The sequence below is a fragment of the Ferrovibrio sp. GW821-FHT12B10 genome, assembly GCF_058807515.1.
Genome location: NZ_JBXAQT010000001.1, coordinates 951,158 through 976,767, shown reverse-complemented (window position 1 = coordinate 976,767; position 25,610 = coordinate 951,158). Strand labels below are relative to the sequence as shown.

Sequence of the window (25,610 nt, the reverse complement as noted above, 5' to 3'; positions counted from 1 at the left end):
AGATTTTTAGGTCCGGGCTATTCCGGTTCCCCGAACTTGCCCTCGACCAGGGCGACCAAGGCGTCCAGGGCCGCCTCCGCCTCGATACCGGTGGCGGCGATATCAATGCTGCTGCCCTGGGTGCCGGCCAGCATCATCAGGCCCATGATCGATTCCCCGTTGACGGTCTGACCGTCTTTGGAGACCTGGATGCGGGCCTGGGGGAACTTGGCGACCACTTGGACAAATTTAGCCGCAGCACGGGCATGCAGGCCGCGCTGGTTCGGGATCGTCACGCTGCGGGTGAGCGCGTCGCCGCTTGTAGGGGCAGTCATCAGGCCGACTCTCCCGCCAGCAGCTTGGAGGCGACGTTGATGTATTTGCGGCCGGCTTCCTGACCAGCCGTCACGGCGGCCTGCAATTCGGCCTTGCCTCGCACGCTCGCCAGCTTGATCAGCATCGGCAGGTTCACACCGGCGATCACTTCCACTTTGGCTTGGTCCATGATCGAGATGGCCAGGTTGGACGGCGTGCCGCCGAACATATCGGTCAGGACGATCACGCCCTTGCCGGTATCGACGGCAGCCACTGCCGCCAGAATGTCGGAGCGGCGCTGCTCCATGTCATCCTCCGGCCCGATGCAGACGGCGCGCAGGTTCTTCTGCGGTCCGACCACATGTTCGGTGGCGTGGATGAATTCCTCGGCGAGGCGGCCGTGGGTAACGACGACAATACCGATCATGGGACGCTATCGATCTTGTGGCTGAATCATAAGGCTGGGGGTCCTATGCAACCGGGTCAGGCGCTAGCCAGTTCCCGGTCGCGATGGCGGATATCGACACGTTGGCCGGCTTCGCGCAAGTGTTTGCCCAGGGCCTCGGCAACCACAACGGAGCGGTGCCGGCCGCCTGTGCAACCAACGGCGATGGCCAGGTAACGTTTACCTTCTGCTGCATACCGGGGGAGGAGGCTCTCAACCATGCCGGTGAGCTGTTTGAAAAACCCATCATAGCCGGGGTCGGCCGTGACGTAGCTGGCGACCGCCGGCTCAATGCCGGTCTGCGGGCGCAGGGCGTCATCGTAATGGGGATTGCGCAGGAAGCGCACGTCGAACACCAGGTCAGCCTCGCGCGGCAGCCCCAGTTTATAAGAAAACGAGATCACCATGAGGCTGAGGGTAGGCCGGGCATCGAGTTCGAACTGCGCTGCCATCACCTGACGGAATTCGGGCAGCGCCAGTGCCGAGGTATCCAGCACCAGATCAGCCTCGCCCTGCAGTGGTTGCATCAGCCGGCGTTCTGCGGTGATGCCATCTGCCACCGGGCGATCGGCAGCCAGTGGATGACGGCGGCGGGTGGCGGTGAAACGTTTGAGCAGCACGTCGTCGTCGCAGTCAAAATACAGCAGTTGCACGGCGAGATCGGGGCGTTGCTTCAATTCAGCGATCAGGCCGATCACAGCATCGGGCTGAAAGCCGCGGGTTCGGCTATCGATGCCGATGGCGATGCCGCGACGCGGCGCCGTTGCGGCTTCATCCTCGGGCGCAGCCAGGCCGCGTAACAACGACACTGGCAGGTTATCGACCGCCTCGTAGCCCATGTCTTCCAGCACTTTCAGCGCCGTGGTCTTGCCAGCCCCCGACAGGCCGCTGACAAGAACGACGCGGATCGGCGTTGTGGCTGGTGGCATGGTGGTCATGGCGTCAGGCCTGATGCCGGAAGCGGATGACAGTGCCGGCGTCTCCGGCTTCATCCGGTTCGAACAGGCGGCCGGTCGCGGCGCGTGCCAGCGCCCATTTCACCTTGGCCGGCGCACCGGCTTCGAATGCATGCAGCGACAGCCTGGGCAGGGTGATGTCGCAAAGCGACTCAAAAGCGGGATCGGGCAGACGCGGCACATCGGCCATGGGCACCAGCTCAACGATCAGCGCCACCGGTGTCGGCGCAGCGGCGGTCACGCGGATCGGACCCAGGCCACGGATTTCCAGCAGGCCATGGATGGTGTCCGGCACGGATGCAATCAGGCGGTGGCCATCACGCACAAGGATGGTGCGGTCGTCGGCCACCAGGCCGGCACCGGCGATGCCATCGATCAGGCGAAGCGCGAGGTCGGATTTTCCGGCGGCCGAGGGACCGCGCAGCAGCACCGCCTCGCCGGCAATCGCCACACAGGTAGCGTGGACAGTCAGCATGGGCGCGCAGCCTGCCGCCCGCTCCGTGCACTGTCAATACACCCTATCGTGGATAACCACCTGTACCCGGTGGGGTTGGTTAATACCGGCGTTTAAAGCGGCAATCGCACCACGAAGCGGGCACCGGTGGGGCCGTCGTCGCGGTTCTCGGCATGAATCTGGCCGCCTAGCGACTGGACGATCTGGCGCGCAATCGACAGGCCGAGGCCGGAATGCAGGCCGAAAGCTTCGGCCGATGGGCGTTCGCTGTAGAACCGCTCGAAGATTGACTCCCGGTTCTCCTCGGGGATGCCAGGACCTTCATCGGTGATGCTGAAGACGATATGGCGGGGTTCGCGTTTCACCGTGATGGTGATCGTGCCCTGCGGCGGACTGAAGGAAATAGCGTTGTCGATCAGGTTGCGCGCCACCTGTCCGAGCCGGTCTTCGAAGCCCGGCGCAAGATAGGGCCCGGGCTCGACCAGCTTCAGCTCGATGTGCGGCCCGGCATCGGCCAATCGCGTGACATAAGGCTCGATGACGGACTGCAGCATGCCGGCAATATCGATCGGCTCGGCCGCGGCGCGCGCCAGTTCGGCATCCAGGCGAGAGGCGCCGGAAATATCGGTGATCAGACGATCCATGCGGCGGACGTCATCCTGCATCACGGCCAGTAGCCGATCGCGCAGCTCCGGCTTGTCGGTGCGCATGAAGGTTTCCATGGCGCTGCGCAGCGAGGTCAGCGGGTTCTTGATTTCATGCGAGACGTCGGCGGCGAATTTCTCGATGGCGTCCAGGCGCTGCGACAGGGCGGCAGTCATCGCGCGCAGCACACTGGAGAGGTCGCCGATCTCGTCTTCGCGGCGCGAGAAATCCGGCAGCGACAGATGCGCGATGCGGCCCTTGGCGGCGCGGATGCGCTCGGCGGCCTCGGCCAGGCGATGGATCGGCCGCACGATGGCGCCGGCCAGATACAGCGAGGCCAGCACGGTGAAGCCCAGGACGGCCACGAAGATCTTCAGCACACCCAGCCGTTCCTCGCGGACGCGGGCGTCAAGTTCGGCGGAATCGATGTTCAGCAGCAGGGCGCCGACCACCTTGCGCAGGCCCTGCACCGGCACGGCGACCGACAGCATGATGCGGCCGTCGGGCAGGTCGCGCAGCTGCTCGCTGCTTTCGCCATACAGCGCACGACGCGCCTCCGAATAATCGTTGGCATGGGTGAAGGGCAGCTCGACATAGGCCGGCAGCTGCAGCGTCGTCATGAACAGGGCGTTGATATTGTCGTAGAGGCTGACCAGGGCCTGTTCCCAGGGTGTGTCGATATTGGGCGGGGCCAGCTGGCGTAGGACCACGCCGCGGCCGGCGGCCAGCAGCAGGCGGCTGTCGGCGATCAGCTCGCCATCGGCGTCAAACAGCCTGGCCCGGGCGCTGGACTGCGTGGCCAGGCGGCGCATCAGCTGGCGCGCCAGTTCCGGTTCCAGCGTCGGCGCATATTCTGTAGGCGAGATGGCGGATTCACCCAGCGCACCCGCGATCAGATTGGCCTCATAGCGCAGGGCATTGATGCGGGTGTCGATCAGGCTGAGGCGGAACTGGTCGAGATAGAAGAAGGCCAGCACCAGCGCCAGTGGCGCCGCCAGATTGATCAGCAGAATGCGGCGGGTCAGCGGCGACATCAGTCGCCGCCGCTGGCGCTGTTCGCTCACCGCCACATCTCCGTGATCATGCGTCCCTCAGCACCGGCTGATCAGGCGGCCTGTTCCTTGAAGCGATAGCCAACGCCATACAGCGTCTCGATCGAATCAAAGTCGTCGTCGATCGACTTGAACTTCTTGCGCAGCCGCTTGATGTGGCTGTCGATGGTGCGGTCGTCGACATAGACGTTATCGTCATAGGCCGCATCCATCAGTTGGTCGCGGTTCTTCACGTGACCGGGGCGCTGGGCCAGTGCCTCGAGCAGCAGGAATTCCGTCACCGTCAGGGTGACGTCCTCGCCCTTCCAGGTGCAGCGATGGCGCGCCGGATCGAGCGCCAGCGGACCGCGGATGATCATCTTGTCGGCCGATGTTTCCTCGGCGCCCGGGCGGTTCGCCTCGGCGCGGCGCAGCACGGCCTTGATGCGCTCGATCAAAAGGCGCTGGCTGAAGGGCTTGGTGATGTAGTCGTCGGCGCCCATCTTCAGGCCCAGCACCTCGTCGATCTCCTCGTCCTTGGAGGTGAGGAAGATTACGGGCACCTGGCTGACGCGGCGCAGACGGCCGAGCGTCTCCATGCCGTCGAGGCGCGGCATCTTGATGTCGAGGATCACCAGATCCGGCGTCTGCTGGGTCAGGTGGCGCAGGGCTTCGGCGCCGTCATTGTAGGTGCGGACCTTGTAGCCTTCCGCTTCCAGCGCAATGGAAACCGAGGTGAGGATATTGCGGTCGTCATCGACCAGGGCAATGGTGGCGCTCACGGCAATTCCTTAAATTATGAAGACTGTCTAATCCCCGGAAAACCGGTGATCACAGTCACAGGACTATAGCAACCTGCTGGCCCTTTTGCAGGGGCCGGCGCAGGCTGCGGGCATGAATTTAATGCCCTTCATAACGGCTGGATCCGCAGTTCATATCCATCTTGCCGCCACAATTCTGGCGCTGGGACTGGGAACCGCGATGCTGATTCGCCGCAAGGGCAGCGGATCGCACCGCCTGCTGAGCTGGATCTGGGTCGGCCTCATGCTGACGGCTGCCGCCAGCTCCTTCTGGATCACCGGCATCCGCGGCGGCTACAGCCCGATCCATGGCCTGAGCATCCTGGTATTGATCCTGGTGCCGATGGCCATTCTGGCAATCCGGCGCGGCAAGGTCGGCCGACACCGTATGGCGATGATCGGCCTGTTTTTTGGCGCGCTGGTGATCCCCGGGCTGTTCACCCTGCTACCGATGCGGCTGCTCGGCCGCCTGATGACCGAAGGCGTGACCCTACTCACCCTGGCCCAGTAGCAGCCCGCGCTGGCGCGCCGCCTCGAACAGGGCCAGGAAGGCGGCAAAGCCCAGCGTCAGATACAGCGCGTTCAGCGCAAAGGCCGCTGCCAGCAGGTCATGCCGCAGCACGCCATCCACCAGCAGGGCGCGCATCCCCTCGAAGACATAGGCCGGCGGCATGGCCCAGGCGACCGGCTGCAACCAGGCCGGCAGCACGCTGACCGGGTAATAGACCGCCGCCACCGGCAGGATCAGGAACATGGCGCCCCAGGCCGCGCTCTCGGCGCCGAGGCCATGGCGCATGATCAGGCCGCAGACCGCTATGCCGATGGCCCAGCCGAACATGGTGAGGCTGAAGAAGAAGCCAGCCAGGCCGATGCCCATGCCGTAGACCGAGAAGTCGAAGAACAGCCAGGCCATCACGCTGACCGGGATCATGCCGACCAGGGTGCGCAGCAGGCCCATCAGCAGGACGGAGGCCGCGAACTCGCTTGGCCGCAGCGGGCTGACAAACAGGTTACCCAGATTGCGCGACCACATTTCCTCCAGGAAGGAGATGGCGACGCCCAGTTGCACGCGGAACATCGAATCCCACAGCATCATGCCGGCGAGGAAGACGCCGAAGGCCTGCGCGACATAGGAGGTCTTGCCGGCCAGGAACTGGGTGAGGAAGCCCCACATGATCATCTGCACGGCGGGCCAGTAGATCAGCTCGGTAATGCGCGTCCATGAGCCCGACAACAGATACCAATGTCGGCGCAACATGGCGCCGACGCGTTGCAGGCTGCAGCTGATTTCACCTGCCTGTGCGCTCATGCCGGCACCTTCTGTTCAGCGGCTTTGCCTTGGCCGCGCGCGATGTCGAGGAAAACTTCTTCGAGGTTGCGCCGACCATAGCGGTCGATCAGTTCCGGCGCCGTCCCGCGGTCGACGATCCGGCCCTGCTTCATCATCAACACTTGGTCGCACAGCCGTTCGACCTCGGCCATGTTGTGCGAAGCGAGCAGGATGGTGGTCCCGCGCTCGGCGCGATAGCGTTCCAGAAGGCTGCGTACCCAGTCGGCGGTATCGGGGTCGAGCGACGCCGTCGGCTCGTCCAGCAGCAGAGCATCGGGCAGGTTGATCAGTGCCTTGGCCAGCGCCACGCGGGTCTTTTGGCCGGCCGAGAGCGCGCCGGCCGGGCGATCCAGCAGGGCGGCGAAATCGAGTTCCTTGGCCAGTTCCTCGATGCGGCGGCCTGCCTGCGGCACGGCATAGAGGCCGGCAAAGACATGCAGGTTCTGCCGCACGGTCAGGCGATGCGGCAGGTCGACATAGGGCGAGGAGAAATTCAGGCGCGGCAGGATGCGGTGCCGCTCGCGCAGCATGTCAGTGCCCAGGATGGTGATGCTGCCGGCAGAGGGCTTCAGCAGGCCGAGCAGCATGGCGATGGTGGTGGTCTTGCCGGCGCCGTTGCCGCCGAGCAGGGCAGTGACGCTACCGGGCTTGACGGCGAAGTCGATGCCGTCCACGGCGCGCACCAGCGTCTCGCCCTGACCGTAGGTCTTGGCAAGGCCTGTAACGGCAATAGCAGACTCGGTCATGCGCAGGCCCTGGTGGCTGACGGGTGGTTCAGGCGAACTGATATGGCAGGCATACAGGGGTTGTCCAGCCCGACAGGCTGATGAGGCTGAGGGGCCGGACAGCCTACTTCTGGGTCATGGTCCAGATGCCATCCCAGGCTTCTGGCGTGTCCTTTTCCAGGATCGCGATGCGCGTCAGGAAGGTCTCGGCCAGAGGATCGCCACCGGTCTTCTGCACGACCTGCTCCAGATGCCGGCGCGCGACCGCCCAGTCACCCTGGCGATAGGCCGCCAGTGCTTCGGCGAAGATCGTGTCACGGTCGCCCTGCAGGGCAGCGGCTGTGCCATACAGTTCGTACACACGCTCGGGTTCGGTCTTGCCCACCACGCGCATCATGTCGATCTCGCGCAGGGCAAACTGGTCGCCCAGCATGTTGCGGGTCTGCGTGTTGATCATGATGCGGGTGCCGTAGCTCTTGTTGGCGGCTTCCAGGCGCGAGGCCAGATTGACGCTGTCGCCCAGGACGGAATAGCTCTGCGAGAATTCCGAACCGATCGAGCCGACCAGCATTTCGCCGGTGGCGATGCCGATCCGGATGTTGATCGTAGGCAGATTGCCACGCATGCCGATCAGGTCAGGCAGCTCGGCATTGAAGCGTTCGAGCTGCCTCACCATGTCCAAGGCCGCTTCGCAGGCCATGATGGCCTGGCGGTCGCTTGGCACGAAGGGAGGGCCCCAGTAGGCCATGATGGCATCGCCGATATACTTGTCGATCACGCCGTTATGCTCGCGCACAGGTTCCGACATCAGGGTCAGGTAACGGTTCACCACGGCCAACAGCGCGGCAGGCGACAGGCGCTCGCTCAGCGCCGTGAAACCCTGCATGTCGCAGAACAGCACGGTCATGACGCGGCGTTCGCCCTCGCTGTGGGCCAGGTCAGGGCGGTCCAGCAGGCCCTCGACGATGCGCGGATCCATATAACGGCCGAAGGTGTCGCGGATGCGCTCCTTCTTGCGCAGTTCCTCCACCATCACATTGAAACTGGCGGTGAGCTGGCCTATCTCGTCGCGCGAGGATACCGGCAGGTCGACATCCAGCGAGCCGCCCTCGATCCGTTGGGCGCCCAGCAGCAGCGCCTTCACCGGGCGGACCAGGCTGCGGGTGATGAAGCCGGCCGCGACCAGGCCTAGCGCACAGGCCAGGATGGTGACGAGCATGTTGGCGAGCATGAGGTTTTCCTGGAACTCGCGCACATTCTTGGCGGCGCCTTCAAGGATGAGCCGCATGTCGTTGCGATAACGCTCCAGTCGGTCGTTCACCTCCGTGCTGTGTTCTTCGATGGCATCCAGTGCGCCATAGACCCGCTTCCAGTCTTCGACGGCCAGACCGTCCAGCACTGGGGCCATTACGCGTTCTTCCTTGCTGAAAAGCTCCAGCATCATTTCAATCTGGGCATCAACGCGCGCGATAGCCTGATCGTTGTGGAAATAGGAATCCCAGTCCAGCAAGGCGTGTAGATGCTGCCGCGTGGTTGTCAACTCGGCCCTGACCTCCTCGATCGACCTGAAGACGGTGGCGCGATAAACTTGGTTATTCTCATTGGTGGTCATATCGCCCGAGCGGACATGCACGATCAGGCGCCGCAGGGCGAGATCCTCTTCCACCGAGCGGATATGGGCGCGTGCCAGCGCGGCATAGGCTGGCATGTAATGCCGCTCGATCAGGGTCAGTTCATCGCTGACGATTCGCGCCATCTGGCTGGCAACGACAGCGACCAGCACCATGATCGCAAGCAGGCCGGCGGCCACCGCAAAAATCTTGGCGCCGACCGAGCGAAGCAGGGTGACCTTGAAGGGCAGGGAGGCGAGCGTGGAAAAGAATGTCATGAGGGGTCCGGCAGGATCGCGAGCCGCCAGCATGACATAGTGAAGACGGGCCGGGAAGGGGACGTGATAGCCGGATGTCAATCAACAAAGGCGTGAAAGCGCTGGCCCCTGATGCGGCAAACCGGTAACGTCCGGCCCATGTCGCGCGAAACTCGGCGCTTCCTCTGGGCGCTCTTCATCTCAATCGGACTGGTCTACGCGGTGCTTGAGCCGCGTCATGTCCCGTTCATGTGGACCTGGCTGATCTCGCCTTACCTGCCGCTGTGGCTCGACAAGCCGCTGGCGGTGCTGGCCTGGTTCAGCCTGGCCTGGACGGTCGCCACCGGCTTCGAGCTGTTCCTGTGGCGCCGGATGTACGGCCAGAGCCTGTCGGGCGTACCGCGGCAGCGAAAATTACTGACCGACCTGTTCAACGTGATGCTGTATGTCCTCGCCGCCGGCTTCGTTGCGGTCGAGGTCTTCGACCAGGCGCCGACCGGCGTCTTCGCCACCTCCGGCGTGGTCGCCATCGTGCTGGGCTTTGCCCTGCAGCAGTTGCTGACTGACATCTTTGCCGGCGTCGCCCTCAATCTGGAGCGGCCGTTCAAGGCCGGCGACTGGGTCACCGTGGATGGCACCCAGGGTGTGGTGCTGATGACCAATTGGCGCGCCACCCATCTGCGCACCCGCACCATGGATCTGGTCGTGATCCCAAATGCCGTGATCGGCCGCGCCAAGCTGACCAATCATGGCCGCCCGCAGGCGCGCCATCTGGATTCCGTGGAGGTGCCGCTGCAATACGGGTTCGATGAGGTCGAGCTGCAGCGCCTGCTGCGCGAGGCGGCGCTTGGCGTCGAGGGTGTGCTGGCCGACCCGGCACCGATCATTCTGCTGCACGAAATGCGGCCGGTCACCATGGTCTGGCGCATCTATTTCTTCACCGACAATTTCGGCGCGCTGGTGATCATGAAGGCGGCGATCCTGCAGGCCGCCTATGCCGCACTGCGCGGCGGCGAGCTGTCGGTCTATCTGCCGCGCAACGAGACGATCCTGCATCTGGATACGCCGGGGGCGGCCATCCAGGGCAACTGATGCGGTTGTAATTTTGGGTTTGGGGGACTGGGACGATGAAAAAGAAGAGTCTGAAGCTGGCCCTGCAGGGCGGCGGTGCGCATGGCGCCTTCACCTGGGGCGTGCTGGATCGTCTGCTGGAAGACGACCGCATCGAGATCGAAGCGCTGGTTGGCACTTCCGCAGGCGCGATGAACGCTGCCGTGGCGGCCTATGGTCTGGGCGCCGGCGGTCCGGCGAAAGCCAAGGAGCTGCTTGAGCTGTTCTGGCGCAAGTCGTCTGAAGCCGGCAAGAAGGGTCCGCTGCAGCCCAGCCCGATCGACAAGATGTTCAGCATCGGCAACATGGATTTCTCGCCGATGTATCATTTCTTCAATTCGCTGTCGCAGATGATGTCGCCCTACCAGCTCAACCCGGCGAATATCAATCCGCTGCGCGACATCATCGCCGAGGTGGTGGATTTCGATGCGCTGCGCGCCAACAAGACGGCGGCCAAGCTGTTCATCTGCGCCACCAATGTAAAGAACGGCCGCATCCGCGTGTTCAACCGCGATGAAGTGACGCCCGATGCGGTGATGGCCTCGGCTTGCCTGCCGTTTCTGTTCCAGGCGGTGGAAGTGGACGGCAACTTCTACTGGGATGGTGGCTATTGCGGCAATCCGCCGATCTTCCCGCTGATCTATGAAAAGGGCACCAACGACATCCTGATTGTGCAGATCAATCCGGTGAATATTCCTGAAGTGCCCAACACCGCAGCGGCGATCCTGGACCGCATCAACACGCTGAGTTGGAATTCCAGCCTGATGCGCGAGATGCGCGCCATCCAGTTCGTCACCAACCTGCTGGATACCAATGAGCTGAATCGCGACAAGTACCCGCGCGTGTTCATGCACAGCATCGATGCCGAAGACCTGCTGGCAAAGTTCAGCGTCTCGTCCAAACTCAATCCGGACTGGGATTTCCTGTGCTACCTGCGCGGCATCGGCCGGGAAAAGGCCGAGGCCTTCCTGGCCACCCATTTCGACGATATCGGCAAGAGTTCCACCACCGATATCGTGGCCAAATTCATGTAAATCGGGCCCCATCCGGCCTCCTGGGTCCGGGGCTGGACAGGGGTGGGGATTTTGTCTATAACCGCGCGCCGTTACGGACCTTTAGCCCGTATCGACGCATGTGTGCCCAGGTAGCTCAGCTGGTAGAGCAGAGGACTGAAAATCCTCGTGTCGGCGGTTCAACTCCGTCCCTGGGCACCATTTTCCCTTCAAAAAGTTATATCTTCATCAGCGCCATGCCCCATGGCGATGCCATATCTGCGACCCGATTGATCCCATGATCCTGCATGTCTTCGCCGCGCTGCGCCGCGTCCCTCTGCTTCTCCTGATGTTCGGCCTGCTGCTGGCTGCCTTGCCGGCCTCGGCCCAGCAGCCGGCTGCCCCAGCCATGGGCCTGAGCCCGGCCGAGCTGAACACGCTGGCCGATCAATTGGAAAACGAGACCGAACGGCGCAAGCTGATCGAGACCTTGCGCGCCCTGTCGGCAGCACAGAAAAGCGGCGGCGCTCAGCCAGCGCAGGCGGCTTCCCCAGCTGCAGCGCCGGCACCTGCACCTGCTCCGACTCCGGCCGCGCCGGCCAAACCGGCGGCCGCGACCGAGCCGGAAGATCCTGGCGCCGTCATTGTTGATTCCGTGGTCGACCAGATGCGGCGCGCGGGCAGCAGTTTTGCGGCATTGGGCGCCCTATTCTCCGATATCCCCGCGTTGAAGACTTGGCTCACCCTGCAGGTCGAGAATCCGAAGCGCCGCGCATTATGGAACGACGTGCTGCTGAAGCTGGGCGCCGTGCTGGTGGCCGCGCTCGCCATGCAGGCGCTGGCCTATATGGCGATCCGCCGGCCGCTGGCCACGCTGGAATTGCGACGGCCCGGCCCGGTCTGGCTCGGACTGACCTTCGTGCTGGTGCGCGCGCTGGTGGCTTTGGTGCCGACCGCCGTTTTCGCGGCGACCGCCTACGGCACGCTGATCCTGCTTGCGCCCAATAACCTGACGCGCGACATCGCGCAGATCATTGTGCTGGCCTTTGTCGCCTGGCGTGCCATCGAGATTGCCGGCCAGATGCTGCTGGCCCCCGACACCGCCATGACGCGCTTGCTGCGCCTGGATGGCGAGAGTGGCGCCTATATCCAGGTCTGGCTGCGGCGCCTGAGCGCGGTTGGCCTGTTTGGCTATGCCGCCGTACGCATCGCCCGCCGCGTGCGTATCCCCGAAGACGGCATCGACGCCATTGCGACCGTGGTCGGTTTTGTCTTCGCGCTGTTGCTCTCCATCCTGGTGCTGCAGAACCGCATGGCGGTGGCGCAGCGTATCCGCGGCGTGGAATCCGGCGACCACGACAGCCCGCGCAGCAATGCCCTGCGGCTGCTGCGGGCGCGCGCGGCCGATATCTGGCATGTGCTGGCGCTGCTTTATATTGGCGCGACCTTCGCCGTATGGGCCTTCGATGTCAGCGGCGGTTTCGAGATCATCCTGCGCGGCACGCTGTTCACCGTGGCGATCCTGATCGTGGTGCGGGCGCTGCTGTTCGGCGCCGAGCATGGCTTTGGCCGGCTGTTCGCCGTGCGCGAGGATGTGCGTTCCCGCTTCCCCGGCCTGGAGGCACGCGCCAACCGCTACTTGCCGGTACTGCTCGGCGGCCTGCGCCTGCTGCTCTATATCGTGGCGGTCTTCGCCATCATGCAGGCCTGGGGCATCGATACGCTCGACTGGCTGAACAGCGCGACCGGCCGCAACATCGTGGCCCGGGTGACAACCATTGTGCTGGTCGTTGTGATCACCTTGGTCCTGTGGGAGGCGACCGCCGCCGGCATTGAATATTACCTGACGCGACCTGGCATCGATGGCCAGCCGGGCATGCGCTCAAGCCGGGTGCGCACGCTGCTGCCGCTGCTGCGGCGCTTCGTCTCCATCGTGCTGGGCCTGATCGCCTGTCTGATCGTGCTGTCGGAACTGGGTATCAACATTGCGCCGCTGCTGGCTGGCGCCGGCGTGATCGGCCTTGCCATCGGCTTTGGTGCGCAGACCCTGGTGAAGGATGTCATTACCGGCATCTTCATCCTGGCCGAGGAAACCATCTCGGTCGGCGATGTGGTCGACCTGGGCGGCAACTCCGGCGTGGTGGAGGATATCTCGATCCGCACTATCCGTCTGCGTGACATGGACGGCACTGTGCATGTGATCCCGTTCAGCGAGGTCAGCAAGGTCAAGAACATGACGCGCGGCTTTGCTCATGCGGTGATCGATGCCAATGTGGCCTATCAGGAAGATGTCGACACTGTCATCGGTGCATTGCAGGAGCTGGCCGAGGGCATGCGGGCCGAGCCGGAATGGCAGGCCAAGATCATGGAGCCGCTGGAGATCATCGGCGTCGAGCAGATCGCTGCCGCTGGCGTGATCATCCGCGTGCGCTTCAAGACGCTGGCCGGTGCGCAGTGGAGCGTGAAGCGCGAATTCTTCCGTCGCATGAAAGTGCGCTTCGACGAGCGCGGCATCGTTATTCCCTTCGCCCAGACCGTCTTCATCGAGCGTGACCGTGACGAAGACGAGGAGGACGGCAAGCCCAAGGCGAAGAAGCGTCTGCCGCCGAACCAGGATCCGCCGCAAGGCAGCACCGAGGCTGACGCACCGCCAGATGTGCCGCCATCCAAGGCCAGTCCGTAAGAATCCTGCCGCCGCGCGAGTCGCCCACGTATCGTCATCGCGCTGTCATGCGTCCTGCATCCCAGTGTCATGCAGGCGCATTACGGAGTCCCCCTGTCATTGAAAACAGGGGGATCCGATATGAAACCGACTGCTCTCGCCTTGCTCTCCGCTGCCGTGCTGGCCACGACCGGCGCCATGGCTCAGGACAAGCCGTTCCGCGCCACGCTCACTGGTCATGTTTTCCTGCCGGCCCAGAGTTTCGTCGATGCCCCGGGTGATGCACCGGCCTCGCTGAAGACCTCGGGGAAATTCACCGGCGCGCAGCGCAACGACACGCTCAATAGCGTGGAAGGCATTTCGGCGCTGTCCGACAGGAATGCGCCGCGCAAGATCGGCATCAGCCTGCCCTTCAAGGGCCAGCCGGTGCAGGGCTTCTCTGGCGTCCGTTCGCTGGGCAACGGCGAATTCCTGGTCGTCACCGATAACGGCTTCGGCAATCGCGCCAATTCACCCGATGCCATGCTGATGTTCCATCGCCTGAAGCTGGATTTCGCTAGCGGCACGGCGCAGCGGCTCGAGACGATGTTCCTGCACGATCCGGACAAGAAAGTACCCTTCCTGATCGTCAACGAGGGCACGACCAAGCGTTATCTCACGGGTGCTGATTTCGATCTGGAATCGATGCAGATCGCTGGCGACACCCTGTGGTTTGGCGATGAATTCGGCCCCTATCTGATCGCCACTGATCGCAAGGGCAAGGTGAAGCAGGTGGTCGAAACCAAGGTGAACGGCAAGCTGGTGCGCTCGCCTGATCATTACATGGTGCGCATGCCGGGCGCGCCGGGCGCGGTCGCCTTCGAGGTGCGTCGCAGCAAGGGCTTCGAGGGCATGGCCGCCAGCAAGGATGGCAAGTTCCTCTATCCGTTGCTGGAGGGTGCGCTGTGGGATGCGGCCGCCAACGGCACGGAAAAGGGCGCGGATGGCAAGGAATACCTGCGCATTCTGGAATTCGACTTGGCTAAGAACGACTGGAGTGGTCGCAGCTGGAAATACCGCCTCGAAGTCAATGGCAACAGTATCGGCGACTTCAACATGATCGACGCCCGCACCGGCATGATCATCGAACGCGACGATACCGAGGGCAATGCGGCGCTGGCCTGCAAGGGCGAGATGAAGTCCGACTGCTTCAACGTGCCGGCCAGGTTCAAGCGCGTCTACAAGATCGACTTCAGCCAGGCCGATGCCGACGGCTATGTGAAGAAGGTCGGCTATATCGACCTGATGGACATGGCCGATCCGAACAAAAAGGCGAAGCAGGGCGGCGAAACGGGCGAGGGCGGCCCGCGCCTGACCTTCCCCTTCTTCACGATCGAGAATGTCGATGTGGTGGACGGCAGCCATATCATTGTCGGCAACGACAACAACCTGCCGTATTCCTCGGGCCGCCAGCTGGGCAAAAGCGATGACAACGAATTTGTACTGCTGGAAGTGAAGGACTTCCTGGCGGCGAAGTAACCGCTATCCGCCAGGATGGGCCCGGCCGGGTGTTATCCGGCCGGGCTTTTTCCTGTCTGGCCGGGCCTTTATGCCGGCTTGCCCGGGGAGTCGCCGTTCCGTAGATTGCAGCATCCTGTTTTACCGGCCCGATTCGCCGACTTATGGTCGCCTGTCCGGCCCAGCTTTTGAATGCTGCCATGCTGAACCCCGGCCTCGACCTTCTCACCGATTATCCCTTCACTCGCCTGCGCGCGCTGCTCGATGCCGAGCCGCTGCCGCCGGGCATCACGCCGATCAACCTCTCCATTGGCGAGCCGCAGCATGCCATGCCGGGCTTCGTCGCCGAGGCGCTGACCCGTGACCTGGGCAGCCTGAGCCGCTATCCCACCGCCAACGGCTCGCCTGAATTGCGCAATGCCTGTGCCGGCTGGCTGCAGCGCCGCTACAACCTGCCCGACGGTCTGCTGGATGCGGAAAAGCAGATCGTGGCGCTGAACGGCACCCGCGAGGGCCTGTTCATGGTGGCGCAGGTCGTCATTCCCCAGAAGAAGGGTCCGAAGGGCGAGAAGCCCATCGTGCTGATGCCCAACCCCTTCTATCAGGCCTATGTCGGTGCTGCAGCGGCCTGCGGCGCCGAACCGTATTTCGTTCCAGCCCTGCCGGAAAACGGCTTCATGCCCGATTTCGCCAGCCTGCCCCGCGACATCCTGCAGCGCACGGCGCTGCTCTATCTCTGCACGCCGGCCAATCCGCAGGGCACGGTGGCGAGCCTGGATTACATGGCGCGCTTGATCGAACTGGCGCGCGAGCATGACTTCGTCATCGCCTTCGATGAATGCTATGCCGAGATCTATGTCGACACGCCGCCGCCGGGCGGGCTGGAGGCGGCGATGAAGCTGACCGGCAACAAGGCGACGAAAGATGCCCTGAAGAATGTGCTGGTCTTCCATTCGCTGTCCAAGCGCTCCAGCGCCCCGGGGCTCCGGTCCGGCTTCTGCGCCGGCGACCCCGAGATCACCCAGGCCTTCATCAAGCTGCGCAACTATGGCTGCGCCGGCCTGATGATGCCGGTGGTCGAGGCCTCCACCGCCCTGTGGAATGATGAGGCCCATGTCGAGGCCAACCGGGCGCTGTACCGCCAGAAGTTCGACATGGCGCAGAACGTGCTGGGCAACCGCTTCGGTTTCTATCGCCCGCCGGGCGGCTTCTATCTCTGGCTCGACGTGGGCGACCCGGAAGCGGCGGCGCTCAAGCTGTGGCGTGAGGCCGGCATCCGCACCCTGCCGGGCAATTATCTGACCCGACCGGAAAACGATGGCGAAAAGGCCGGAAAACCCTATCTTCGCATCGCGTTGGTGGCCGATTTGGAGACCACCCGGGTCGCGCTTCAACGAATCAGTAACGTTCTGGGGGCTTAACTACACAGGCTAGGGCGAATCGGCTCGGCCTGGCTCCGTTTGTGTTGCCGATTATAGTGAATCGTGAGGATGGACATGGCCGCCCGGTCCAAGAAGAAGCGTTCGTTCTTCCCCGAAGGTTTTGACGAGTTCCTGCGCCTGCGCGCCCGCGAGGGTGGCGGCATCCTGATCCTTGGCATCGGCTTTTTGGTGGCACTGGCACTGGCCACCTTCGATCCGGCCGACCCCAACTTCAATCATGCGACCCCGCTGGCGCCGAAGAACTGGCTTGGCCTGCCGGGCGCTTATATGTCCGATGTGCTGCTGCAGACGCTCGGCCTCTCGGCCTGGCTGTTCGTGCTGCTGCTGGCGAGCTGGGGCTTCCGCATCGTATCGCATCGCGGTCTGCCGCGTTGGTGGCTGAATGTGGCGCTTGTGCCGCTCACCCTGATCCTGTTCGCCTGCTTTGCCGCTGCCCTACCGGTGCCCACCATGTGGGCCATGCGCGCCGGTCTCGGCGGCGTGGTCGGCGATTACATCCTCTATCACCAGCTGGTGCCGGTCTGTGTCGCTATTGGCCTGCCGATGTCGGCGGTGTTGCCGGCCGTGCTCTGCTTCGGCTTTGCCGCGCTGTGCTTCTATTTCGCTTCCGGGCTATCGACCAACGAGTGGCGCAGCATGGGTGCTGGCCTCGGCTTCGGCGCCGCCGCCACTACCGGTCTGGCCGCACAGGGCATCTATCATGGCGGCAAGGCCGCGATGCGCGGCGGTCAGGCGGCGCATGGCTTCTTCGGCCGCCTGAAGGAATTCTTCGCCCGCGACAAGGATGACGACGACAAACCGGTGCTGCGTAAATCTGAACCGAGTTTCGGCAAGGCCAAGAGGGCTGCTGCAGCCGCAGAGGATGATTACGTCAATCCAGATAATCTGGACGAGGATATCGACGACGAGGATGACGAGGGCGACCTGCCGCGCCTGCCCACGGCCAAGCGTGCCGATGAGAATCGCGTCACCCGTCGCATCGAAAAGCCCAAGGCCGGCGCCCGCGCCGCCCGCGAGGCCCAGACCACGATGAAGCTGGGCGAGGCCGGCGATTTCGAGCTGCCGGAGCTATCGCTGCTCAAGCCGGCCCCGGCCGACAATGGTCGCGAAAAGATCAACGAAGACGCGCTGGAGCAGAATGCGCGCATGCTGGAATCCGTGCTGAACGAATTCGGCGTGCAGGGTGAGATCACCAAGGTGCGCCCGGGTCCGGTCGTCACGTTGTATGAACTCGAACCTGCTCCGGGTACCAAGTCCAGCCGCGTGATCGGCCTGTCGGACGACATCGCCCGCTCGATGAGCGCGCTCTCGGCCCGCGTCGCCGTCATTCCGGGCCGCAACGCCATCGGCATCGAGCTGCCGAACGCCAAGCGCGAGACCGTTTACCTGCGCGAGCTGCTGGGTTCGGCCGAATTCGAGGCGCCGTCGACCAAGCTGGGCTTGGCGCTGGGCAAGGATATCGGCGGTTCGGCCATTATCGCCGACCTGACCAAGATGCCGCATCTGCTCGTCGCCGGCACCACCGGTTCGGGCAAGTCGGTGGCCATCAACACCATGATCCTGTCGCTGCTGTACAAGCTGACGCCGGATCAGTGCCGCTTCATCATGGTCGATCCCAAGATGCTCGAACTGTCCGTCTATGACGGCATCCCGCATCTGCTGGCCCCGGTGGTGACCGAGCCGGGTAAGGCCGTGGTCGCGCTGAAGTGGACCGTGCGCGAGATGGAAGACCGTTATCGCAAGATGTCCGAACTCGGCGTGCGCAACATCGCCAGTTATAACGAGCGTCTGGCCCAGGCCCGGGCCAAGGACGAGAAACTCGGCCGCACCGTGCAGACCGGCTTCGACGAGGCCGGCAAGCCGATGTACGAAGAACGCCCGGTCGATCTTAACCCGCTGCCCTTCATCGTCGTCATCGTCGACGAGCTGGCGGATCTCATGCTGGTTGCCGGCAAGGATATCGAAGCCGCGATCCAGCGTCTGGCGCAGATGGCGCGCGCCGCCGGTATTCACCTGATCATGGCGACGCAGCGCCCCTCGGTTGACGTCATCACCGGCACGATCAAGGCCAACTTCCCGACCCGCATCTCCTTCCAGGTGACGTCGAAGATCGACAGCCGCACCATCCTGGGCGAGCAGGGTGCCGAGCAGCTGCTGGGTATGGGCGACATGTTGTTCATGCCGGGCGCCGGCCGCATCAGCCGCGTGCATGGCCCCTTCGTCTCGGACGAAGAGGTCGAACGCGTGGTGAAGATGCTGAAGGACCAGGCCGAGCCGGTCTATGTCGAAGCCGTCACCGCCGATCTCGAGGGTGGCAAATACGGTGCGCCGGGTTCCGGCGGCGAAGGCGGTGAGGAAGACACGCTATACGACCAGGCGGTCGCCCTGGTCTGCCGCGAGCGCAAGGCCAGCACCTCCTTCATCCAGCGCCATCTGCAGATCGGCTACAACCGTGCCGCCCGCATCATGGAACGCATGGAAAAGGAAGGCGTGGTCGGCACCGCCAACCATGTGGGCAAGCGCGAAGTGCTCGCCCGCAACATCGAGGCGGCGGAGTAGCCCTTCCGTTCCCGTTAAATTTTGCTAACGCCCGGCAGCAATGCCGGGCTTTTTTCTGCCGCCAGATTGGCGGCGGGTGTTTCGGTGCTATCGTGGCGGTGCTTCTGCCGTTCCGGATGGCCATCATGACCGACACGTTGCGTCGCCAATGGATGTTCTGGCAGGCCGCCCTCGCGGTCTTCATGCTCTATCTCGGCGCAGCCAATGTGGCGAGCATCCAGCGCGTCACTGTCCTGACCCTGCAACCCCATGTCGCGACGCAGCTGAATGTCTTCAGCATGCTGGGGCATGACGTTTATCTCGATCTGGAGTTCGGTCGTTTTGCCGCCAAGGGTGAGGATGACGGCCGGCGCACCCATGAACTGGGTGGCGTGCGGGGCCGGCCCGGTCCAGGTGGCAACGTCATTTTTGTCGGCCAGCCTGTGGTGCTTGATGTTTCCATTAATGGTGGCGCGTACAAACGCCTGAGCGCCGCGCCGGCAAGTCGTGTCGGACCCTATACGATCACCCGCAACTTGCGCACCGAGGCGATGGTGGCGCAGGTGCGCCTGCCCGGTGCTGGCCGTGACGAGACAGAGAAGCTGGTCGCGCATCCCGGTCTCAACCGGCTGTCCGTCCGTGTGGTCGACGTGGGGTCAACGCTGCAGGGTGAGGATGTTGAACTGGTGGCGCTGGCGCCGATGCAGGCGAGCGGTCTGCAGCCGGGCTATGGCATCTTCCTGATGGCATTCCTGCTCATACCGCTTGCCATGGCTGGCTTCATCGGCTGGGCCGTATTTCTGATTATGCTCGGCAACCGCCAGCCACCAGGTCCGGGTCTGGCCTAGGCCGCTGCTGCGGCCAGTGCAGCCTTCCTCGCATTCTTCAGGGCGCGCTGCGACTGTGCCGGGTCATGCCGCAGAGCGCGCGCCAGCAACAGGCCGCCGACCATCACCGACAGCACAGCCTGGGCGCGGTCTTCTGTCTGCTGCTTTGTGGGGGCCTTGATGACACTGGCGAACAGTGCCAGCAGCTTGGCGATGCCGTCTTCATAGGCCGCCTGCACGGCGCCGCCGGCGCGCTGCGCCTCCATGCCGATGGCGGCCATGACGCAGCCGCGGTCCGGGCGGTCGCGATGGACTTCGGTCAGGTAGGTGTCGAGCACGGCTTCGAGTGCTTTCCCTGCTGGTGCCTTCTCAGCGATTGTCACAAGTCGCATCCGCATGGAGGCGAGGGATTCGGCCACGGCCTCTGCGGCCAACTCATCCTTGGAGGCGAAATGCCGGTAAAAGCCGCCATGGGTCAGCCCGGCTTCGGTCATGACATCTGCCACGCCGGTTTCGGCCAGACCACGGCCGCGGATCATGTGGCCGGCTGTCCTGACAATCTGGCGGCGGGTTTCCGCCTTTTCCTCGGCCGAGCGACGCATGGAAGCCTTTCCGCGCTGCAAAAAGCGCTTGACGAATAGATGATAGCAATCATCTAAATAGGACGGCAAGAGAAAATACGGAGAGCCGCCTATGTCTGTCGTCGCCCATGACCCCATTGTCATCGCATCCGCCATTCGCACACCGCTCGGCCGCTTCGGCGGCGCGCTGGCCTCGGTGGCTGCCAACGAGCTTGGCGCGGTCGCCATCAAGGCGGCACTGGAGCGCGCCGGGGTGAAGGGTGCAGACATCGACGAAGTCCTGATGGGCTGCGTGCTGCCGGCTGGCCAGGGTCAGGCCCCGGCGCGGCAGGCCTCGCGTAAGGCCGGGTTGCCCGACCATGTCGGTGCGGTCACCATCAACAAGGTTTGCGGTTCGGGGATGCGCGCCGCCATGCTGGCGCATGACATGCTGCGCGCCGGTTCGGCCGATATCATGGTGGCCGGCGGTATGGAGAGCATGTCGGGCGCGCCCTATCTGTTGCCGCAGATGCGTTTCGGCCACAAGGCCGGCCATACCAGGGTGCTCGACCACATGGCGCTGGATGGCCTGGAAGACGCCTATGAACGCGACCGCGCCATGGGCACCTTCGGCGAGGACTGTGCCGCAAAATACGGATTCACTCGCGCCGAGCAGGATGCCTATGCCATTGAGACGCTGACCCGCGCGCGCAAGGCTGTCGAGAACGGCTGGTTCGATGCCGAGATCGTCAGCGTTACGCCCACGGTGAAAGGCGCCGAGACCGTCAGCCGCGACGAGAACCCGCTCAAAGTCAGCCCGGAGAAAATCCCGACCCTGAAGGCCGCTTTCAAGGCCAACGGCACGATCACGCCGGCCAGCTCCAGCGCCAATGCCGACGGCGCGGCGGCGATGGTGCTGACCCGTGCTTCGGTCGCGAAAGAACGCGGCCTGCCGGTGATCGCGCGGATCGTGGGCCATGCCGTGCATGCGCAGGATCCCGCCTGGTTCACCACGGCGCCCATCCCGGCGATCCGCAAGCTGCTGGGCAAGATCGACTGGAGCGTCGATGACGTCGACCTGTTCGAGATCAACGAAGCTTTCGCGGCGGTGCCGATGGCGGCAATGCGCGACCTCAATATCGGCCATGACCGGCTGAATGTGCTGGGCGGCGCCTGTGCGCTGGGTCACCCCATCGGCGCGACTGGCGCCCGTATCATGGTCACGCTGCTGAATGCCCTGGAACGCTCGGGCGGCAAGCGCGGCATCGCCTCGCTGTGCATCGGTGGTGGCGAGGCCACTGCCATCGCCGTGGAGCGCGCCGCGTGAGGAAGGCTCCCATGGCGTATGCGCCGCTGATCGTGTTGCTGACGGCGCTGGCTGCCATCGGCATGCTGTCGACCAATATCTACCTGCCGGCGCTGCCGGTGATTGGCGAGGCGCTCAAGGCCGATGCCGACACGGTGCGTCTGACGCTGACGGTCTATCTGGCGGTCTTTGCCGTCTGCCAACTCATCGTCGGGCCGCTCAGCGACCGTTATGGCCGGCGGCCGGTGGTGGTGATCGGCCTGGCGCTGTTCTTTGCCGCCACGCTGCTCTGCGCCACGGCGCAGACGGTGGAAATGCTGATCCTCGGTCGTGCGCTGCAGGCCGTCGGCGCCTGCGCCGCTTCGGTGATCGGCCGGGCCATGGCGCGTGATCTCTTTGAGGGCGCGGGCTTGAGCAAGGCGCTAGGCCTGATCATGACCGGCGTCGCGGTGGCGCCCGGCTTCAGCCCGCTGCTCGGCGGCCTGCTGCAGGAAGGCCTGAGCTGGCGCGCGCCCTTCTATGCAGTAGCCATCTTCGGCATTGTCATTTTGGTCATCGTGCTGGTACGCCTGGGTGAGACACGACCGGCCGATGCGCCGCGTCCCGATATCGGGGGCGCCTTCGCGGCCTATGGCAGCCTGCTATCCAGCAGCCTGTTCCTGCTGCCGGCTCTGGCCACCACCGCTGCGCTGGGCGCGCTGTTTGCCTTCTTCGCCGGCGCGCCCGGACTTTTCATCGCTGAGTACGGCCTCAGTCCGACGCAGTTCGGCCTCGTCTCCAGCGTCACGGTCTTTGCCGTCTTCGCCGGTGGCTACAGCGCGCCGAAACTGATGCGGCGCGTGGGCCCGGTGCTGGCGATGCGCTTCGGCTTCCTGGTACTCAGCCTGGGCGGCGCAGTGATGCTGCTGCAGGTCGATGCCGTGCCGGGCGTGCTGCCAGCCATCGGCGCGACGCTGGTGTTCCTCTATGGCATCGGCATCGTCAATCCACTCACCGTGGCGGCCGCGCTGCAGCCGTTTCCGCTGCGCGCCGGTGCCGCGGCCGCCCTGATCGGCGCCATGCAGATGGCTGGCGCCACGCTGGGGGCCGCGCTGGTCAACCTGCTGCCGCTGTCCGGCAGTCGGCCGATGCCGGGCGCCATGCTGGTGATGGCGTTGCTCGGCCTGGTTACGGTCCTGTGTCAGCCGCAACCGGCGGCACAGCCGGCTTAAACGCAACTGTGACGGCAAAAGGGTTTCGCCCCCGCGCCCCGCTGCTTATGCTCCTCCGGCCCTAACACCGGAGGAGACCGTCATGGATGTGCGCGCTGCTGTCGCCTTTGAAGCCAAGAAGCCGCTGAGCATCGAGACGGTCAAGCTGGAAGGGCCGAAGGCCGGCGAGGTGCTGGTCGAGATCAAGGCCACCGGCGTTTGCCATACCGATGCCTATACGCTGTCGGGCCTCGACTCCGAGGGCAAGTTTCCCTGCATTCTCGGCCACGAAGGTGCCGGCGTGGTGGTCGATATCGGCCCGGGCGTCACCAGCGTGAAGAAGGGTGACCATGTCATTCCGCTCTACACACCGGAATGCCGCCAGTGCGACTACTGCCTCAGCCGCAAGACCAATCTTTGCCAGTCGATCCGCATCACGCAAGGGCAGGGCCTGATGCCGGATGGTACCAGCCGCTTCAAATGCCGCGGTGAGACGGTTTGGCATTACATGGGCACATCCACCTTTGCCAATTACACCGTGCTGCCAGAGATCGCGGTAGCCAAGATCCGGCCCGACGCACCGTTCGAGAAGGTCTGTTATATCGGCTGCGGCGTCACCACCGGCATCGGCGCGGTGGTCTATACGGCAAAAGTTCAGGCTGGCGCCAATGTGGTGGTATTCGGTCTGGGCGGCATCGGGCTCAACGTGATCCAGGGCGCGCGCATGGTGGGCGCCGACCGCATCATCGGCGTCGACATCAATCCCTCGCGCAAGGCGATGGCCGAAAAGTTCGGCATGACGCATTTCGTCAATCCCAAGGACATGAAGGATGACGAGCTGGTGCCGCATCTGGTCGACCTGACCAAGGGCGGCGCCGATTACAGCTTCGAATGCATCGGCAATACCAAGACCATGCGGCAGGCGCTGGAATGCTGCCACAAGGGCTGGGGCGAGTCGGTCATCATTGGCGTCGCCCCTTCGGGTGCGGAAATCTCGACCCGGCCATTCCAGCTCGTCACCGGCCGCGTCTGGAAGGGTTCGGCTTTCGGCGGCGCGCGCGGGCGTTCGGACGTGCCGCAGATCGTCGACTGGTATATGGACGGCAAGATCAATATCGACGACCTGATCACCCATGTGATGCCACTGGAGAAAATCAACGACGCCTTCGACCTGATGCATGAAGGCACGTCGATCCGTTCCGTGGTCACCTTCTGATGGAGCGCATCAAGAACTGGGCCTGCTTCGGCGGCCAGCAGCAGGTCTGGCGGCATGCCTCCTCGGTGCTCGGCTGCAGCATGGAGGTCGCGGTCTATCTGCCGGCCCAGGCGGCCGACAAGCATGCGCGCCTGCCGGTGCTGTATTATCTCTCGGGCCTCACCTGCACCTGGGAAAACATGGTCGCCAAGGCCGGGGCGCAGCGCTATGCCGCCGAACATGGCTTGATCCTGGTGGCACCCGATACCAGTCCGCGCGGCGTGAATCTACCGGGCGAGGATGAGGCATACGACTTCGGTTCCGGCGCCGGCTTTTATGTCGACGCCACGCAGGCGCCGTGGTCGCGCCATTACCGCATGTATTCGTATGTGACCGAAGAGCTGCCGCTGCTGATGGCCGAGTATTTTCCGGTCGAGCCGACGCGCAGCGGCATTTTCGGGCATTCCATGGGCGGTCATGGCGCACTGATTTGCGCCTTCCGCAATCCGCAGCGCTACAGGTCGGTATCGGCCTTCGCGCCGATCGTCGCGCCGGCGCAGGTGCCTTGGGGCGAGAAGGCTTTCACCGGCTATCTCGGCCCGAACCGCGCGCTCTGGCAGGACTGGGATGCCAGCATGCTGGCGGCCAGCACCGACTGGCACAAACCGGTGCTGATCGATCAGGGCACGGCTGATGAATTCCTGGAGGCGCAGCTGAAGCCGCAGCTACTGGCCAATGCCTGCGCCGCGGTCGGCATTCCGCTCACCCTGCGCCTGCAGGCGGGCTACGACCACAGCTACTATTTCATCTCCAGCTTCATCGGCGACCATATCGCCCATCACGCCGCCCAGTTGCGGCGCTAGTCGGCGGCATCCATCGTTCTTGTGCTGTCGCCCACGAATTGCAGCAGCATGCGATGCACCTCCGGGTCGGTCATCAGCCGGCGATGGCCCAGTCCGTCCAGGCGGTGGAACTGCGCTCCCACCCAGGCGGCGGCATTCTCTTCACCATGTTGCAGCGGCACCAGACGGTCGTCGCGGCTGTGCAGCAGAAGGCCAGGCACGGCAAGGGTGCGCAGCTTCGGCGGCAGATAGAGTGAATCCATGCTGCGCCCGATCAGTTGCTCGATGGCGGTGAAGACCATACTGATCTGCACCTGATCCAGTCCCAGCATGGTCATCATCGCGCCGGCGAAAAGGCGCGGATGGTTGGGCGGTGCGAGCAGGGCGAGGCGTCCCGGCCGCAGGCCCAGTTCGGCCGCGGCCAACACAGTGGCGGTGCCGCCGAGCGAATGCGCGATGGTGGCGTGGATCGGCGTGGCGCCGATGTTTTCCGCCTCACGGCCCACAGCGGCAACACCGGCCGCCATGATCGGCAGACTGATCAGATGCTGCGACAGCGCCGTGGTGGGTGTGCGCCCGTGACCGGGCAGGTCGGGCGCGAGCACGCGGAAACCACGCCCGACCAGATTGTCGATCAACGGGGCCCAACTCAGGTGATCGTCTTCCCAGCCATGCACCAGCAGTACGACCGGATCGCCCGGCCGTCCGAAGCTCCAGGCGGCAATCGGTCCGTGGGGACCGTCAGCCACGAAGGGTGTTGCGTGGGAAAGATAAGCCGGGCGGCCGGGTGACGGCCTGCGCCATGTTCGCAGGAACAGGCGCGCGGCACGGCCCGTTGCCCAATGCGGGGCGATGGCGAACCCTGCCTGAAGCAGGACTTTTCGAACAAAAAAATCGATTAA

At 64.2% G+C, this 25,610-nt stretch carries 23 protein-coding genes and 1 tRNA gene; 13 read left to right on the top strand and 11 right to left on the bottom strand.

Features of this window, described 5'->3' with window-relative positions; translation table 11 throughout:
• Nucleotides 1–17: 17 nt before the first annotated feature.
• The 6 genes from AC1RRT_RS04970 to AC1RRT_RS04945 form a co-directional block, all read right to left on the bottom strand.
• Nucleotides 18–314: an HPr family phosphocarrier protein gene (locus AC1RRT_RS04970; protein WP_493012674.1), complete on the bottom strand. Its 297-nt coding sequence runs from the start codon at nt 312–314 to the stop codon at nt 18–20.
• Complete coding sequence (locus AC1RRT_RS04965; RefSeq protein ID WP_493012673.1) at nt 314–721, bottom strand: PTS sugar transporter subunit IIA; 408 nt, start codon at nt 719–721, stop codon at nt 314–316. Before AC1RRT_RS04965 ends, AC1RRT_RS04970 begins: the two co-directional genes overlap by 1 nt.
• 56 nt (nt 722–777) lie before the next feature.
• Complete coding sequence (rapZ, locus tag AC1RRT_RS04960) at nt 778–1,677, bottom strand: RNase adapter RapZ (RefSeq protein ID WP_493012672.1); 900 nt, start codon at nt 1,675–1,677, stop codon at nt 778–780.
• A gap of 4 nt (nt 1,678–1,681) precedes the next feature.
• Nucleotides 1,682–2,170 (bottom strand): HPr kinase/phosphorylase, encoded by a 489-nt coding sequence (locus tag AC1RRT_RS04955; RefSeq protein ID WP_493012671.1) that lies wholly within the window; start codon nt 2,168–2,170, stop codon nt 1,682–1,684.
• Nucleotides 2,171–2,262: 92 nt separating this feature from the next.
• Entirely contained in the window at nt 2,263–3,858 is a 1,596-nt protein-coding gene (locus AC1RRT_RS04950) for a sensor histidine kinase (RefSeq protein ID WP_493012670.1), read from the bottom strand.
• Nucleotides 3,859–3,899: 41 nt separating this feature from the next.
• Nucleotides 3,900–4,607, bottom strand: coding sequence for a response regulator transcription factor (locus AC1RRT_RS04945; RefSeq protein ID WP_492982369.1), 708 nt, complete (start codon nt 4,605–4,607; stop codon nt 3,900–3,902).
• Between the two features lie 112 nt (nt 4,608–4,719).
• Here AC1RRT_RS04945 and AC1RRT_RS04940 point away from each other — a divergent pair, with 112 nt between their 5' ends.
• Nucleotides 4,720–5,136 carry a DUF2306 domain-containing protein gene (locus AC1RRT_RS04940; protein ID WP_493012669.1) on the top strand — a complete coding sequence of 139 codons (417 nt, stop codon included), beginning with the start codon at nt 4,720–4,722 and terminating at the stop codon, nt 5,134–5,136.
• Here the strand turns inward: AC1RRT_RS04940 and AC1RRT_RS04935 are convergent.
• The 3 genes from AC1RRT_RS04935 to AC1RRT_RS04925 form a co-directional block, all read right to left on the bottom strand.
• Nucleotides 5,116–5,934, bottom strand: a complete 819-nt coding sequence (locus AC1RRT_RS04935; RefSeq protein WP_493012668.1) for an ABC transporter permease — start codon at nt 5,932–5,934, stop codon at nt 5,116–5,118. The genes AC1RRT_RS04940 and AC1RRT_RS04935 overlap by 21 nt on opposite strands.
• Nucleotides 5,931–6,701, bottom strand: coding sequence for an ABC transporter ATP-binding protein (locus AC1RRT_RS04930; RefSeq protein ID WP_493012667.1), 771 nt, complete (start codon nt 6,699–6,701; stop codon nt 5,931–5,933). Before AC1RRT_RS04930 ends, AC1RRT_RS04935 begins: the two co-directional genes overlap by 4 nt.
• A gap of 103 nt (nt 6,702–6,804) precedes the next feature.
• A complete protein-coding gene (locus AC1RRT_RS04925) occupies nt 6,805–8,568 on the bottom strand; it encodes an adenylate/guanylate cyclase domain-containing protein (RefSeq protein ID WP_493012666.1) in 1,764 nt (587 codons plus the stop codon).
• Between the two features lie 138 nt (nt 8,569–8,706).
• On the opposite strand from AC1RRT_RS04925, the gene AC1RRT_RS04920 reads away from it, so the two are divergent.
• From AC1RRT_RS04920 to AC1RRT_RS04885, 8 genes are all read left to right on the top strand, one after another.
• Nucleotides 8,707–9,639 carry a mechanosensitive ion channel family protein gene (locus AC1RRT_RS04920; RefSeq protein ID WP_493012665.1) on the top strand — a complete coding sequence of 311 codons (933 nt, stop codon included), beginning with the start codon at nt 8,707–8,709 and terminating at the stop codon, nt 9,637–9,639.
• A 35-nt stretch (nt 9,640–9,674) separates the two neighbouring features.
• Complete coding sequence (locus AC1RRT_RS04915) at nt 9,675–10,691, top strand: patatin-like phospholipase family protein (RefSeq protein WP_493012664.1); 1,017 nt, start codon at nt 9,675–9,677, stop codon at nt 10,689–10,691.
• Between the two features lie 104 nt (nt 10,692–10,795).
• Nucleotides 10,796–10,871, top strand: a tRNA-Phe gene (locus AC1RRT_RS04910).
• A 76-nt stretch (nt 10,872–10,947) separates the two neighbouring features.
• Nucleotides 10,948–13,332 carry a mechanosensitive ion channel domain-containing protein gene (locus tag AC1RRT_RS04905; RefSeq protein WP_493012663.1) on the top strand — a complete coding sequence of 795 codons (2,385 nt, stop codon included), beginning with the start codon at nt 10,948–10,950 and terminating at the stop codon, nt 13,330–13,332.
• A 120-nt stretch (nt 13,333–13,452) separates the two neighbouring features.
• Complete coding sequence (locus AC1RRT_RS04900) at nt 13,453–14,829, top strand: esterase-like activity of phytase family protein (protein WP_493012662.1); 1,377 nt, start codon at nt 13,453–13,455, stop codon at nt 14,827–14,829.
• Nucleotides 14,830–15,008: 179 nt separating this feature from the next.
• Nucleotides 15,009–16,229, top strand: coding sequence for an aminotransferase class I/II-fold pyridoxal phosphate-dependent enzyme (locus AC1RRT_RS04895; RefSeq protein ID WP_493012661.1), 1,221 nt, complete (start codon nt 15,009–15,011; stop codon nt 16,227–16,229).
• Between the two features lie 75 nt (nt 16,230–16,304).
• A complete protein-coding gene (locus AC1RRT_RS04890; RefSeq protein ID WP_493012660.1) occupies nt 16,305–18,809 on the top strand; it encodes a DNA translocase FtsK in 2,505 nt (834 codons plus the stop codon).
• Between the two features lie 125 nt (nt 18,810–18,934).
• Nucleotides 18,935–19,636, top strand: coding sequence for a hypothetical protein (locus tag AC1RRT_RS04885; RefSeq protein WP_493012659.1), 702 nt, complete (start codon nt 18,935–18,937; stop codon nt 19,634–19,636).
• On the opposite strand, the gene AC1RRT_RS04880 is transcribed toward AC1RRT_RS04885, so the two are convergent.
• Nucleotides 19,633–20,217, bottom strand: coding sequence for a TetR/AcrR family transcriptional regulator (locus AC1RRT_RS04880; protein ID WP_493012658.1), 585 nt, complete (start codon nt 20,215–20,217; stop codon nt 19,633–19,635). The genes AC1RRT_RS04885 and AC1RRT_RS04880 overlap by 4 nt on opposite strands.
• 91 nt (nt 20,218–20,308) lie before the next feature.
• Here AC1RRT_RS04880 and AC1RRT_RS04875 point away from each other — a divergent pair, with 91 nt between their 5' ends.
• The 4 genes from AC1RRT_RS04875 (at nt 20,309) to fghA (ending at nt 24,729) form a co-directional block, all read left to right on the top strand.
• Nucleotides 20,309–21,502: an acetyl-CoA C-acyltransferase gene (locus AC1RRT_RS04875; RefSeq protein ID WP_493012657.1), complete on the top strand. Its 1,194-nt coding sequence runs from the start codon at nt 20,309–20,311 to the stop codon at nt 21,500–21,502.
• A gap of 11 nt (nt 21,503–21,513) precedes the next feature.
• A complete protein-coding gene (locus AC1RRT_RS04870; protein WP_493012656.1) occupies nt 21,514–22,692 on the top strand; it encodes a multidrug effflux MFS transporter in 1,179 nt (392 codons plus the stop codon).
• An 82-nt stretch (nt 22,693–22,774) separates the two neighbouring features.
• Nucleotides 22,775–23,887 (top strand): S-(hydroxymethyl)glutathione dehydrogenase/class III alcohol dehydrogenase, encoded by a 1,113-nt coding sequence (locus AC1RRT_RS04865; protein ID WP_493012655.1) that lies wholly within the window; start codon nt 22,775–22,777, stop codon nt 23,885–23,887.
• Nucleotides 23,887–24,729, top strand: a complete 843-nt coding sequence (fghA, locus tag AC1RRT_RS04860; RefSeq protein WP_493012654.1) for an S-formylglutathione hydrolase — start codon at nt 23,887–23,889, stop codon at nt 24,727–24,729. Before AC1RRT_RS04865 ends, fghA begins: the two co-directional genes overlap by 1 nt.
• Here the strand turns inward: fghA and AC1RRT_RS04855 are convergent.
• Complete coding sequence (locus AC1RRT_RS04855; protein WP_493012653.1) at nt 24,726–25,457, bottom strand: alpha/beta hydrolase; 732 nt, start codon at nt 25,455–25,457, stop codon at nt 24,726–24,728. The genes fghA and AC1RRT_RS04855 overlap by 4 nt on opposite strands.
• Nucleotides 25,458–25,610: the final 153 nt, after the last annotated feature.

Excerpts from the sequence above, each read along its gene's own strand:
- AC1RRT_RS04875 (WP_493012657.1), top strand. The coding sequence starts at position 20,309 with ATGTCTGTCGTCGCCCATGACCCCATTGTCATCGCATCCGCCATTCGC.
- AC1RRT_RS04930 (WP_493012667.1), bottom strand. The coding sequence starts at position 6,701 with ATGACCGAGTCTGCTATTGCCGTTACAGGCCTTGCCAAGACCTACGGT.
- fghA (WP_493012654.1), top strand. The coding sequence starts at position 23,887 with ATGGAGCGCATCAAGAACTGGGCCTGCTTCGGCGGCCAGCAGCAGGTC.
- AC1RRT_RS04965 (WP_493012673.1), bottom strand. The coding sequence starts at position 721 with ATGATCGGTATTGTCGTCGTTACCCACGGCCGCCTCGCCGAGGAATTC.
- AC1RRT_RS04890 (WP_493012660.1), top strand. The coding sequence starts at position 16,305 with ATGGCCGCCCGGTCCAAGAAGAAGCGTTCGTTCTTCCCCGAAGGTTTT.
- AC1RRT_RS04895 (WP_493012661.1), top strand. The coding sequence starts at position 15,009 with ATGCTGAACCCCGGCCTCGACCTTCTCACCGATTATCCCTTCACTCGC.
- AC1RRT_RS04970 (WP_493012674.1), bottom strand. The coding sequence starts at position 314 with ATGACTGCCCCTACAAGCGGCGACGCGCTCACCCGCAGCGTGACGATC.
- AC1RRT_RS04900 (WP_493012662.1), top strand. The coding sequence starts at position 13,453 with ATGAAACCGACTGCTCTCGCCTTGCTCTCCGCTGCCGTGCTGGCCACG.
- AC1RRT_RS04935 (WP_493012668.1), bottom strand. The coding sequence starts at position 5,934 with ATGAGCGCACAGGCAGGTGAAATCAGCTGCAGCCTGCAACGCGTCGGC.
- AC1RRT_RS04865 (WP_493012655.1), top strand. The coding sequence starts at position 22,775 with ATGGATGTGCGCGCTGCTGTCGCCTTTGAAGCCAAGAAGCCGCTGAGC.
- AC1RRT_RS04880 (WP_493012658.1), bottom strand. The coding sequence starts at position 20,217 with ATGCGTCGCTCGGCCGAGGAAAAGGCGGAAACCCGCCGCCAGATTGTC.
- AC1RRT_RS04940 (WP_493012669.1), top strand. The coding sequence starts at position 4,720 with ATGAATTTAATGCCCTTCATAACGGCTGGATCCGCAGTTCATATCCAT.
- AC1RRT_RS04925 (WP_493012666.1), bottom strand. The coding sequence starts at position 8,568 with ATGACATTCTTTTCCACGCTCGCCTCCCTGCCCTTCAAGGTCACCCTG.
- AC1RRT_RS04905 (WP_493012663.1), top strand. The coding sequence starts at position 10,948 with ATGATCCTGCATGTCTTCGCCGCGCTGCGCCGCGTCCCTCTGCTTCTC.
- rapZ (WP_493012672.1), bottom strand. The coding sequence starts at position 1,677 with ATGACCACCATGCCACCAGCCACAACGCCGATCCGCGTCGTTCTTGTC.
- AC1RRT_RS04885 (WP_493012659.1), top strand. The coding sequence starts at position 18,935 with ATGACCGACACGTTGCGTCGCCAATGGATGTTCTGGCAGGCCGCCCTC.
- AC1RRT_RS04920 (WP_493012665.1), top strand. The coding sequence starts at position 8,707 with ATGTCGCGCGAAACTCGGCGCTTCCTCTGGGCGCTCTTCATCTCAATC.
- AC1RRT_RS04870 (WP_493012656.1), top strand. The coding sequence starts at position 21,514 with ATGGCGTATGCGCCGCTGATCGTGTTGCTGACGGCGCTGGCTGCCATC.
- AC1RRT_RS04915 (WP_493012664.1), top strand. The coding sequence starts at position 9,675 with ATGAAAAAGAAGAGTCTGAAGCTGGCCCTGCAGGGCGGCGGTGCGCAT.
- AC1RRT_RS04955 (WP_493012671.1), bottom strand. The coding sequence starts at position 2,170 with ATGCTGACTGTCCACGCTACCTGTGTGGCGATTGCCGGCGAGGCGGTG.